The 11,896-nt window shown below is 70.9% G+C and carries 9 protein-coding genes and 4 pseudogenes; 8 read left to right on the top strand and 5 right to left on the bottom strand.

Annotated features, from left to right (window positions below; all coding sequences use genetic code 11):
- Positions 1–16 precede the first annotated feature (16 nt).
- Positions 17–382, bottom strand: a pseudogene (locus ABEA26_RS22105) (transposase); the annotation flags it as partial.
- A gap of 657 nt (positions 383–1,039) precedes the next feature.
- Between ABEA26_RS22105 and ABEA26_RS22100 the strand changes: the two are divergent.
- From ABEA26_RS22100 to ABEA26_RS22065, 8 genes and pseudogenes are all read left to right on the top strand, one after another.
- Positions 1,040–2,266 (top strand): MFS transporter, encoded by a 1,227-nt coding sequence (locus tag ABEA26_RS22100; RefSeq protein ID WP_345594729.1) that lies wholly within the window; start codon positions 1,040–1,042, stop codon positions 2,264–2,266.
- Positions 2,263–4,083: an alpha/beta hydrolase family protein gene (locus ABEA26_RS22095; RefSeq protein WP_345594727.1), complete on the top strand. Its 1,821-nt coding sequence runs from the start codon at positions 2,263–2,265 to the stop codon at positions 4,081–4,083. The genes ABEA26_RS22100 and ABEA26_RS22095 overlap by 4 nt, the downstream gene beginning before the upstream one ends.
- 17 nt (positions 4,084–4,100) lie before the next feature.
- Entirely contained in the window at positions 4,101–4,229 is a 129-nt protein-coding gene (locus ABEA26_RS22090) for a hypothetical protein (protein WP_256359348.1), read from the top strand.
- An 86-nt stretch (positions 4,230–4,315) separates the two neighbouring features.
- The gene (locus ABEA26_RS22085; RefSeq protein ID WP_345594725.1) at positions 4,316–6,268 is read left to right on the top strand and encodes a RiPP maturation radical SAM C-methyltransferase; all 1,953 of its coding nucleotides are present in this window, start codon (positions 4,316–4,318) and stop codon (positions 6,266–6,268) included.
- Complete coding sequence (locus tag ABEA26_RS22080) at positions 6,265–6,918, top strand: DUF5825 family protein (protein ID WP_345594723.1); 654 nt, start codon at positions 6,265–6,267, stop codon at positions 6,916–6,918. The genes ABEA26_RS22085 and ABEA26_RS22080 overlap by 4 nt, the downstream gene beginning before the upstream one ends.
- 47 nt (positions 6,919–6,965) lie before the next feature.
- Positions 6,966–7,206 (top strand): annotated as a pseudogene (locus ABEA26_RS22075) (aminoglycoside phosphotransferase family protein); the annotation flags it as partial.
- 123 nt (positions 7,207–7,329) lie between these two features.
- On the top strand, positions 7,330–7,710 hold the full coding sequence (locus tag ABEA26_RS22070; protein ID WP_345594721.1) for a TetR family transcriptional regulator C-terminal domain-containing protein: 381 nt from the start codon (positions 7,330–7,332) through the stop codon (positions 7,708–7,710).
- Between the two features lie 101 nt (positions 7,711–7,811).
- Positions 7,812–8,846, top strand: coding sequence for a sensor histidine kinase (locus ABEA26_RS22065; protein WP_345594732.1), 1,035 nt, complete (start codon positions 7,812–7,814; stop codon positions 8,844–8,846).
- Between the two features lie 141 nt (positions 8,847–8,987).
- On the opposite strand, the pseudogene ABEA26_RS22060 reads toward ABEA26_RS22065, so the two are convergent.
- From ABEA26_RS22060 to ABEA26_RS22045, 4 genes and pseudogenes are all read right to left on the bottom strand, one after another.
- Positions 8,988–9,326: pseudogene (locus ABEA26_RS22060) on the bottom strand (transposase); the annotation flags it as partial.
- Between the two features lie 152 nt (positions 9,327–9,478).
- Positions 9,479–10,213 (bottom strand): group II intron maturase-specific domain-containing protein, encoded by a 735-nt coding sequence (locus ABEA26_RS22055; protein WP_345594719.1) that lies wholly within the window; start codon positions 10,211–10,213, stop codon positions 9,479–9,481.
- A gap of 31 nt (positions 10,214–10,244) precedes the next feature.
- Positions 10,245–10,787 (bottom strand): annotated as a pseudogene (locus ABEA26_RS22050) (reverse transcriptase domain-containing protein); the annotation flags it as partial.
- A gap of 36 nt (positions 10,788–10,823) precedes the next feature.
- The gene (locus ABEA26_RS22045) at positions 10,824–11,084 is read right to left on the bottom strand and encodes a reverse transcriptase N-terminal domain-containing protein (RefSeq protein ID WP_345594717.1); all 261 of its coding nucleotides are present in this window, start codon (positions 11,082–11,084) and stop codon (positions 10,824–10,826) included.
- Positions 11,085–11,896: the final 812 nt, after the last annotated feature.

Here is an 11,896-nt window from a genome sequence, read left to right as displayed (position 1 = left end):
CGTATCACTGACGCCCCTATAACGCGGGGGTGCGGGAAACCGGTCTGACCAGGTTGAAGACCTCTCGGGCTGCATATCGCTTGAGGCATCGGATGATCTCACGTCGGGTCTTGCCCTCCTGGGTGCGGCGTTCGTAATACGCCTGGGTGCGCGGGTCGTGGCGCAGCCGGGTGAAGACGATGCGGTGCAGGGCGGCGTTGGCCTGCCGGTCGCCGCCGTAGTTGAGCCGGCGCGTGCGCCGCCGGCCGGAGGAGTACTCGATGGGGCTGACTCCGCAAAGGGCAGCAAAGGACGCCTCGGTGTTCAGCCGCTCGGGATTGTCTCCCATGGTGATCAGGAGAGTGACGGCGCTGTCCGGACCGATGCCCACCGGTTCGAGCAGCAGTCGTCACACGACACGAACGGCCAGATCATCACATCGGTCACGCCCGACCAGGGCACCCCAACAAGATCCGGTTACGAGCTCTCAGTAGCCACCAGAACTGAAACCTCAGGGGTGGGGCAGGTCAGGGTGTCACCTATCCGTGCAGCAGTACCGGCTGCTGAGGCTCGTGCCGTAGCGAAGTGAGTCATCAGCGATGCCTGCCGCGCTCCGCAGGGGCGCGGCATTACGCATGCCACGGCGGCACCCGGCAGCGAGAACTGGCCATCCTCGGCCGGGAAGGTACCGGCACCGGCACCGTCCGACGTCCTCCCGGACCGCTTCGGCAGGCTCGGCGCTTGACCAGAAGCATGCCAACGACACGCCTCACACGTCGCACGCGTCTCTCACTACCTCACCCTCCCCGCGGACCGCAACGGAACACACTCCTCCCTTTGCTGCGAACCCGGAATCCCCATCCCTCCGCGTTTCCTAGCGCTTTCCGGCCAGCCGATCCGCGACCTTGTAGCCCGTTCGAGGCGCTGGCTACGATCCCGCTCGTTTCGCTTTCGCTTTCCACACAACCTGCACGGTAACTTCATCGAACTGGGGGAAATCGTGGAGTCGTTCACGCGGGCGGGAGCGTCGGACCCCCGCGATGGATTACCCCGGCCCCGGTTGCTCCGGGGCCGCCGTGGCGCTTCCGGTTCCGGGCGTGACCAGTCCGCCCGGGACTTCCGCCTTTTCTGGTGGGCCAACGCCGTTGACGCTCTGGGCACCCAGGCATCCGGTGCCGTCCTTCCCCTGCTGCTCCTCGGTCTCGGGCACTCACCGCGGACCGCTGGGCTCGTCGCCGGGCTCTCGCTGGCCGCGGGCCTGCTGCTCGGGCCGCTCGCGGCCGTCCCCGCCGACCGCGGCGCGCGCAAGACGATCATGTTCTGGTCCGCCGTCGTCGCCGCGCTGGCCATGGGCTCCGTCGCCGTGACCCTGCTCGCCGGACACCTGACACTTCCGCACCTCGTGGCCGCCGTCCTCGTCGAACGGTTCGCCACCGCCTGTCACGACGCCGCGTCGCGCGGCACGGTCGCCCTGGTCTGCCCGCCCGACGACCAACCGCGCGCCGTGGCCCGGCTCGCCGCCGCCGACCAGGGCGCACTCATCCTCGGCCCGGCCCTCGGCGGAGCCGCGTACCAGCTCTTCCGCGCTCTGCCGTTCGCGGCCGACGCCCTCTCCTACGCCGTCGTCGCCGGCTGCGTACGGGCCATGCGTACGGATCTGAAGGCCGCGGCGGCTCCTTCGGGCGAGGGGCTGTGGCGTGCGGCCGCCGCCGGGCTGTACCTGGTGCGACGACGGCCGTTGCTGCGCCTCGTGCTGACGTGGATCGCGCTGGTCAACGGGGTGGCCGCGACGCTCTACTACTCCGCGGTCTTCGCGCTGGAACGTTCCGGCAGTGGTGCGCTCCCGCTCGGCCTCGTCCTCGCCGTCACCGGCGCCGCGGGGCTGGCCGGATCCCTCGCCGCGCCCAAGGCCGCCGCCCGCCTCGGCGCCGCCCGCACCCTCACCACGGTCACCTGGCTCCTCGCCCCGCTCACCGCGGCCCTCGCCCTCGCCGACGGGCCCTGGGCGTACGGCGTGCTGCTCGGCGCGATCGGCCTCCTCGTGCCGCTGCCCGCCGTCGTCCTCCAGGCCCGTGCCCTGCTGACCACCGAGCCCGACGTGCAGGCCCGCGTCGGCGCCGTCATCGCCACCGCCTCCGGCGCCACCGCCGCCCTCGCCCCGGTCATGGCCGGTCTCTTCGCCGGTCAGCTGAACTCGGCGACGCCCGCGCTTGGTTGCGCCGCGCTCCTCGTCCTGCTCGCCGCGCACACCACCCGGCGCGCCGCCCTCGCGGAGGCCGCCGCATGAGCCGCTTCCAGGTGTACCGCGCCGCGCTGCCCGAGGTGTGCGCCGCCGATCCGCACCGCATGGTCTTCACCGCCGACGCGGAGGGCCGCTGCGAGGTTTTCACCTGGGACGCCGCCGCCCGCCACGCCCGCCGCGTCACCGACCGCCCCGGCGGCACCCTGCACGGCGCGATCGACGCCGACGCATACGTGTGGTGGTTCGCCGAGGACGCGCGGGGCGTCGGCCACTGGCAATTCCAGCCGTTCGACGGCCCGTTCGCCGGCGGCACCGGCCGGCCCGGTCTGACCGGCGTCCCCGACGGCACCGCCCGCGGCCTCGCCGTCACCGCCGACGCCACCGTCGCCCTCGGCATCGGACTGGGCGACCACACCAGCGTCAGGCTCGGGACCCGCGGCGGCCCCGGACGCGAGGTCACACGTGTGAACGGCCCCGCCGCGCTCGCCGGACTCGCCCCGCACGGCGAGCTCCTCGCCCTCACCCGCACCGCCGACGCGCCCGGCGCCGTCACCCTCCTCACCCCCGACGGCGCCGAGGTCGTGGCCCTTTCCGGCGACGGCCCGCACGGCAGACTGTGGGCGCTCGGCTTCGGCCCCGCGCCCGACGACCACCCCATCCTGCTGCTCGTCCGCGAGCGCGGGGACCGTTACACCCTCGCCACCTGGACCGCCGCCACCGGCACCGTCACCCACGACTGGTGCGCCCTGGACACCCAGTTCACCGCCCGCTGGTACCCGGACGGCGGCGCCGTGCTGATCCGGCAGGACCGGCACGGCCGCTCCCTGCTCCGCCGCGCCGACCTCGCCCGCCGTACCCTGGGCCCCGTACCGACTCCGCCCGGTACCCTCCTGGACGCGGTCCCGCGCCCCGGCGGCGACCTGCACACCCTCTGGACGGACAGCACCCACCCGCCCCGCATGAGGTCCACGGCCGGGACACCGCTGCCCCCGCTCGGCACCGTCGACGGCCGTGTGCCCGGCACCCTGCGCGACATGCACACACCGGGACCGGACGGCCCGGTACACACGTTGCTCAGCCTTCCGGAGTCCACACCCGGGCCGCACCCCACCGTGTTCCTCGTCCACGGCGGCCCCGCCGACCACGACCGCGACGCCTACGACGGCACCGTGCACTCCCTGGTGGCCTCCGGGTTCGCCGTGGCCCGCGTCAACTACCGCGGCTCCACCGGATACGGACCGGGCTGGCAGCGCGCCTTCCGCGACGGCGTCGGCCACACCCAGGTCGCCGACCTCGCCGCCGTCCGCGCCGACCTCGTGGCGCGCGGGCTCATCCAGCCGGACGCCACCGGACTCTGGGGCACCTCGTGGGGCGGTTACCTCGTCCTGCTCGCCCTCGGCACCCGACCCGGGCTCTGGCAGGCGGGCGTCGCCGTCAAACCCGTGGCCGACTACGCCGCCGCACACGCCGCCGCCACACCCGCCCTCCGCGCACTGGACGAGCGGCTGTTCGGCGGCACACCCGCACAGGTGCCGGACGCGTACGCACACAGCTCGCCGATCCGCTACGCCGCCCGCGTCCGCGATCCGCTCCTGGTCGTCGCCGCCACGCACGACACCAAGTGCCCGCCCGCACAGATCCGTTCCTACCTCGCCGCCCTCGACACGGCCGGTGCCCCGCACGAGTCCCTGTGGCTCGAGTCCGGCCACGACGGCTACGACGGCGGCGACCACGTGACCGTCCTGCGCCGCGCGGTGCGCTTCCTCGACCGCACGCTCCGGCGCACCGCCCGCACCGCCCCACCCCCCAGACACCCCGCTCCGGCCGGAGAGGGGTCAACGCACCACACAGTCGAACACTGAGAGAGAAGGAGAAACCCATGCAGAAGGACGTCATCCACAACGACCCGCTGGCCGAGGACGAGACGAACCGCAAGCCGAGCGTCGGCATCACGGTCACCGTCCCGTTCCGCAACGCCGAGGACGGCGACGACACCGTCGAGGACTGATCCTCACCGGTCGGCCCCAGGGCACCCCGGGGCCGACCGGCCCGCACCGTCGCCCGCCCCCGCACCACGTCAGGAGAGAAGCGCCCATGCGCGTACTGCTGGTCAACATGCCCTGGTCGCCCATCGACCTGCCGTCCCTGGCCCTCGGCATCCTCAAACGGAGTGTGGACGAGCGTGTGCCCGGTGCCTGTGCCGAGGTGCTGCACGCCAACCTCATGTTCACCGACTGGATCACCGAACGCACCGAGTTCACCGGCGACGACTACGAGTACTACGCCCTCTCCTCCTACTTCATGGGCTGCGGCGACTGGGTCTTCTCCTCCGCCCTGTACGACGACCCTGCCTGGCGCGAGGACGAGTTCGTGGCGACGATGAGCGGCAAGCTCAAGTCCGCTCGGATGAAGATGACTCGTGAACTGCACCGCATTGCACCGGAGTTCGTCGAGTCGATCGCCCGGCAGATCGTGGCGAGCGAGCCGGATGTCGTCGGGTTCACCTCCACTTTCCAGCAGAACACCGCCGCGCTCGCCGCCGCCCGCCGCGTCAAGCAGCTCGCCCCGCACATCGTGACCGTCATGGGCGGCGCCAACTGCGACGGCGAACAGGGCGCCACCGTGCACCGCAACTTCCCCTTCGTCGACCACGTCGTACGCGGCGAGGGCGAGGCCGCCTTCCCCGAACTCCTCGGCGCGCTCGCGGAGGACGGCCCGCTCGACTCCATTCCCGGCCTGTGCCACCGCGACGCGGACGGCGCGAGTGTCGCCAACCCGATGGCCGCCCGCCCGCTGCCGCCCACCGCGATCCTGCCGCCCGACTACAGCGGCTACTTCGAACGGCTCGCCGCGTCCGTCGCCCGCAACTGGGTCGAGCCAAAACTCGTCGTCGAGGGGGCGCGGGGCTGCTGGTGGGGCGAGAAACACCACTGCACCTTCTGCGGGCTCAACGGTTCCTTCATGGAGTTTCGCTCCAAGAGCCCGGACACCTTCTACGAGGAGATTATGGAGCTGGCCCGTCGCCACCGGGTCCTCGACATGTATGTCGTCGACAACATCCTCGACATGCGCTACCTCACCACCGTGCTGCCCCGCATCATCGAGAGCGGCTACGACCTGCGCCTGCACATCGAGATCAAGGCCAACATGAGGCGCAGCCAGCTGCGCACACTCGCCGACGCCGGACTCATCTACGTGCAACCCGGCATCGAGAGCCTCAATAGCCGCGTGCTGGACCTGATGGACAAGGGTGTGAGCGGCTGCCAGAACGTGCGGATGCTGCGTGACGGCGCCGAGACCGGTCTCTCCGTAGCCTGGAACTACCTGCACGGATTCCCCGGCGAGAGCGCCGAGGACTACGACCCGGTCATCGCCCAGATACCGGCCCTGGAACACCTGGACCCACCGGTCGACCTGTCCGCGCGCATCGCGATCGAGCGTTTCAGCCCCTACTTCGAACGCCCCGAACTGGGCTTCACCGGTCTGCTCCCCGAAGCGCACTACCGCTTCACCTACGACCTGCCCGAGGAAGAGCTGTACGGCATGGCGTACGTCTTCGAGGCGCCCGCCCGCGGTATCGGCGAACCCACCGTCAGCGCCCTCAACAACGCCCTCGCCGACTGGAAGAAGCACCACACCGACGCCCGGCTCACCCACGACGACCACGGCGATCGCATCGTCCTGGTCAGCCGTCGCCGCGCCTTCGACTGGCGGGTGAAGGAGCTGACCGACCCCTTCGAAATCGCCCTCTTCCGCCTCCTCGACCAGCCGCACAACGTGCAGGCCCTCACCCGCAAGGCCGCGGCACGCGTCCCCGAGGCGGCCCGCGACGAGGACGGGGTCCGGCGGTTCCTTGGCACCTGGCTCGCCCTCGGCATCGTCTTCGCCGATGCGGGACAGTACGTCCACATCGCCCCGGCCGCCGTCAACGAGGACCTGCTGCGCCTGGACTTCATGCGACACATCCACACCGAGGACGCCCCCGACGGTGCCGCCGTCCCCGAGCCGGCCTGCCCCCTCCCGCCCCGCTTCGAAGGAGCACGATGACCGCCACCCTCACCGCGCCGACGGTCCTCGCCTGGCGCGACTACGACCCCGCCGCGTGCGAGCTGCCTGGCATGTTCCTGGGCGAGGTGCCCCTGCCCGGCCCGGCGCGCGGCCAGGCCGCACGCCTGTGGGAGCTGGGCGCGCGCCGTGTGCGGCTGCCCGCCCCTGTCGACCTCTCCACCGGCGCGGACCCGGCAGCCGCCGTGTACGGGCTCTCCCTCGTCCGGGACCTGACCGCGCGGGCGGTCATGGTCGAGTGGGAACTGCGTCTCGACCCGAGGGAGGGGGAGACCTGGCGACGGCTCAGCCATCTCCAGCCGCCCGCCGCGCTGCACGGCCCCGCCGACGCCGGGGAGTCACTGCGCTCATGGCGGCGCGGTCACTACTTGTGCAAGTGCCTGTGGCGCAAAGGCCCCGGCTTCCTGCAGATCCGCGACCGCCGCTGGGGAGAGCTGCGCCGCTTCACCGCCGACGAACCCGAGTACGACACCGCGGTCCGCCTGCTGGACTACGGCGCCCTCGCCGACACCGTCGACCAGGCCGCGCTGGCCGACTTCCGCTCCGAACACCTCGTCCTGGACGTCGGTCCGTACGCGTGGTGGCTGCCGTACCGTGTCAGCCGGTGGCTCCAGCAGTCGATCGCCATCTGAAGGAGCGGGGCTCGATCGTGGCCGAGGACGAAGCTCTGGCCGGCGGCATGGTGTACCCGGGCGGCGCCGTGCTCCGCCGCGGCGACCTGGTCGAGCGTCCCGCGCCTTGCACGCGATCTGCGCGCGCCGAGGGAGCACGGTTTCGACGCGGCGCCGCGGCCGGTGGGGCTCACCGCGGACGACCGGGAGCGGTTGACGTTCGTCCCGGGGGACGTCGCGCTGCCGCCGTTCCCGCGCTGGGCGATGACCGATGCCGCGCCGCGGTCGGTGGGACGCCTGCTGCGGCGCCGCGGCTGGCTGCGTAGGTAAGAAGCGGCCCTGGTCCACTTTCCGTGGAGGCTCACGGATGGTGTAGTCAGTGGCGTGTGGTGGCATGGCCGGACTCTGCCGTTGATCTGCTGGGAGACCATCGTGACGTCTTCGTATCCGTCCCTGACTCGTGCGGACGTGGGCCTCGACACGATGGCCTCGCCCGGCCTCACCCGCCTGTTCGCCACGACCGCCAGCGAGGCCACCGACCCGGCCCACCCGGCGCACGCCTACTTCCGGCGGCGTTTCGACTTGATGCGGACCAACAACGCCCGCGCGGTACGCGCCTCCCGCGACGCGGGACTGGTCAGGGCCGACGTCGATCCCGACGCACTGGGCCGCGCGCTGGTCGCCTGCGCGGACGGCCTGACGGCCCAGTGGCTCATGGACCCCACGTTCGACCTGGTCGAGCACGTTCGCGAACACTTCGACCTGCTGATGCGAAGCGTGGTCACCGACGGCGGCGGACTGACACCGCCCTGACACCGCATGAGGCCGCCCTGCCGGGCCCGCCGGCGTGCGCGTGGCTCTTTGGAGTGACGAAGACCGGCGTGCGAGGTCATAGTGTCGGACGGATGAGAGTGATGGACGGCAGGTGGCCCCGATGGGGCGCCGACGCCGGGCTGGTCGTACTGACGCTTCTGCCGCCGCTGCTGTCGCAGCCGTACGTGGACACCTCCGGGCCGGCCTGGGCGTCGCTCACGGTGTATGAGGCGGTGGGCGTGGTAGTTCTGCTGTTGCGGCGGAGGCTGCCGGTCACCGCCTTCGTTGTGGCTTTCGCGGCCCTTCTGGCGGCGCTGGTGGGCAGTGCGGGCGCAGGAGCCAAGCTGTCGCCGCTGGTCTTTCTGCCGCTGGCGGTGCTGCTCTACAACCTGGGCAACCTCGGCACGAGCTGGAGGCGGACCGTGTCGGCGGTCCTCGGCGTCACCGTGCTGAACGTGGCCGGTCTGTGGCTGAACCGGATGACGACCGAATCCGGCGACTTCCAGGGCGGCCTGGACGTCCTTGCCGCGCTGGCCCCGATGCCGCTGGCGTGGGCGATGGGGTTCGCCGCGCGGACCCGGCAGGAACTGCTGGCCGCGGCCGAGCGGCGGGCGGCCGACGCGCGCCGGGCACAGATCCTGGAGACGGCGCAGGCCACGCAACGTGAGCGGACACGGATCGCCGGTGAGATGCACGACGTGGTCGCGCACTCGCTGACCCTGCTCGTCGTGCACGCGGAGACCCTGCGGGCCCGCGGCGGCGAGCTGCCCGACTGGGCCCGTGCCCAGGTCGACGGCCTCGCGGCGGCGGGCCGGCAGAGCAGCGGCGAGCTCCGCGACCTGCTGCGGATGCTGCGCGACCCCGCGGACGCCGTCCCGCTCCAGCCGATGCCGGGCCTCGGTGAGCTGGACGCTTTGCTGGACAGTCATCGTGCCGCGGGAGGAACGGTCGAGCTGGCGACGGGCGGCGCGCTGGAGTCCGTGCCGGGGCCGGTGCAGTTGGCGGCGTACCGCGTCGTGCAGGAGGCACTGGTCAACGCCCGTCGGGCCGCCGCGACCGCGAACAAGGCCCTCGTCGAAGCGGCCACCTGTCAGATGCTCGGCAAGGCTCAGCCCTCGGACAGTCCGGCCGGATGACGGCGGCGGACACCAGCCGACACCTCCGCCTCCGCCGGCAGTGCCTCCGCCTCCGGCCGCCAACCGCCTCTGTTTCCGCCGCCTCCGCCGGCGACCGCCTCGCTGACGACCGGTACGTGACGGCTGCCGTCACGCGCGTCCCACACGAGAGGCCGGGGACGACCCGCCTGCCCGACCGAACACGGCCGGCTCGGCCCGCAGCAACGCGACATCGGCAAGGCAGTCCCCGCCCAGCGCGACCGCCAGGGCGACAACCAGAAGGATCTTGCCGGGATCGTGGACGGCCCGCGGCTTGCGCCACGGCGCCAGAGCCTGGGATATGACCTGGTCACGGCCGGTCTTGCGGGCCGTTTCGACGAGCAGGACCGTCCCGGCCTGGGAGACGACCTGGCGGCCGTCGTCCTGGACGCGGACACGGGGATAGGACCCGATGGAGTGGTCGGGTAGCCGGAGTCCATTGCTGGACCCCGGCCCCCTCAGAACCGTACGTGCACGTCATCCGCGCATACGGCTCAAGCAAGCCCCAAAGGCTCTCCGGTTCGCAGGTTTTCCTCGCGGCCGTCCACGTATGAGCGTTGGCGGCATGAGGCGTGGGTGAGACGGAGTTGAACCCCATCCAACGTCTTCGTCCCCTAGTAAGCGATGTGTTGGGTCTTGATCGCCTTTCGGGTGGTGCGGAACCATTGCTCCCACTCCCTTGGGGACTGCGGGGACCGGACTGCGTGCAGGAGCAGTTGCCCGCCCCGATGGCAGCGGCCTGCCTGCGTCTTCAGTAGACGCATGGTGGCCCGGTCCAGCGGCAGCGGGGCGCCCTTGCGACGGCGGTCGGCCCAGTAGTCGGCCAGAGCAGGGTCATCCGGGGATGCCCCGCCCTTGACCAGCTGATGACGGATGATTTTCGTCCAGGCGAACCGGACCAGGTAGGCGCCGCTGTCGCGGTCACCGAACACCCAATTGTCCTGACGTGCAGGATTGAAGCGGCCGAAGTACCGCCTCATGATCCAGCGCCTCGGCTTCTTCGGGTGCCTGGGCAGCGCCCACCGGTAGGTGAGCTGCCACAGGTAGGCGTCCAGCGAGGCGAAGACCTCTTTGGACACCACCGTCCGGTAGTAGGCCGCCCATCCGCGAACGATCGGATTGAGCGCCCGCAGTACTGCCGCAGGCTCCGCGCCACGGAGGGCCCGGATTTCCTCCCCCAGTCTGCCCCGGATCCGCCTGACGGCTGCTTTGCTGGGCTTGATCAGCAGCTTGCCGCTGCGGTAGCGGCGCACGTTGAACCCGAGGAAGTCGAAGCCGGTTTCCGCGTGGACGATTTGTGTCTTGTCCTCGTTGAAGACCAGCCCCCCGGGGCGCGAGCCACTCGGCAAGCCTTGCCTTGACCTGCTCAGCCGCAGCGCGGCTGTGGCACATCGCCACGAGGTCGTCAGCGTATCTGACCAGCACAGGAGCGTTCGGCATGATTTCTCCGGCCCGTCGGCCCGAAGGGTGATACCGCACGCCCGCAGCCATCTCCATCCCATGCAGAGCGATATTCAGCAGCACGGGGCTGATCACGCCACCCTGGGGAGTCCCCTCCTCGGTCGGTGTGAACCTCCCGCGTTCCACGACCCCGGCCTTCAGCCATCGCCGGACCAATCCCCGGGCGGGGAAAGTGCCGAGCCCGGCCAGAAGCTGGTCGTGATCGATGCGGTCGAATGCCGCTGCCAGGTCCGCGTCCAGGATCCACACGCGCTGCGGGTTCTTGCCGCTGAGCGTATTGAAGATGGCCCCGATCGCGTCATGGCAGCCCCGGCCCGGACGGAAGCCATACGACCTCGCCTCGAACCGGGCTTCCCACTCAGGTTCCAACGCCGCCGAGACACGGGCTTGACGAGCCCGGTCGACGATGACGGGGATGCCGAGCGGGCGCCGCTTGCGTCCTCCCGCCTCCGGGACGAACACCCGCCGGACCGCGCGGGCCTGCCAGTTACTGCCGCGCTACTGGATGAAGCGCACCAGTTCCGACTTGCCCGAGGTGGTGAGCACGACCTGATCGCCGATCCCCGCCGCCTTGCGTCCGGCGTTGATCTCCGTCACCCGCCGCACGCTGACCAGCGTGTTGCTCAGACTCCGGAGCATCAACTTGTGCAGGTTCCTGACCTTCGCCAGGTCCCCTTCCTTCGACGCCGTGAAGATGCGTTGACGCAGACGGCGTACGTCTTTCTCCGCCTGGTCCCAGTCGATGCCGGGCCAGTCCACGAGGCCGCCCTCCGGTCCGTTCACCCGGCAGGGGCCGGGGCGTCCAACTTGTCCTTCGGTGCTGTCGCTGCTGTCATCGTCCCTCCTCACAGGCTCACCCGGCTCACGCCGGCGTCCTTTCGGACTCGGACATCGGTCCGTATCCGGCGAGTTGGCCAAAGCGGCGGCGGAGAGTCCACCGCCCGTAACTGCCTTGGTTTCCTCGGGCCTTCCGGCGTGCCGGCCTTCGCTTCTCGAGCCGTCCTTTCCCGCCGGAAACGTCAGCCTTCCTCACGGTCAGCCCACCGCCCGACCGGTATGGGCGGGCGGCTTCCGTCGGGGTTTCCACGTTCCGCGTGCCTGAGCTGCGACCGGGTTGGGTGCCCTCTATGTCCCGGGGCGGCGGTGTCCTCCCGGGCGGCGTGAAGCATCCGCCCGGCACCTGCCGCGTTTCAGCGGCCTGCCCTGCACCTCGCTGTCGCTTCCCACCGGCGGGGCTTTCTCTCACGAGACGTCATCGAGGGTTCACGGTTGTTCACCCGTCCGGTCTTTCCCTTGCCTGTTGCCCTCGGGCGGAACGAGGGCACTTGGGCTCTTCCCTGGAGCTTCACACCCCGCCGTTGATAGCGACGCATGTCCGGGTGGGGACAGGTCATCGGACACTGACCCGGGGCTACTCTGTCATCGACGCCATCGCCGACCCCCTCTCCAAAAGAGCCCACTCAACACACGCGACCTCGTGTCGCATCTTCACCTGGGAAGTGCCTCCGACGATGGCAGGAACAGGGACCTCGACAATCCTCATTCTTGCTGGTCAGAGGCACTTTTTGCTT

The organism is Streptomyces marokkonensis (genome assembly GCF_039539045.1).
Classification (GTDB): Bacteria; Actinomycetota; Actinomycetes; order Streptomycetales; family Streptomycetaceae; genus Streptomyces; species Streptomyces marokkonensis.
The sequence above is the reverse complement of the archived record's forward strand: the minus strand, read 5'-3'. Positions and strand labels throughout refer to the sequence as shown.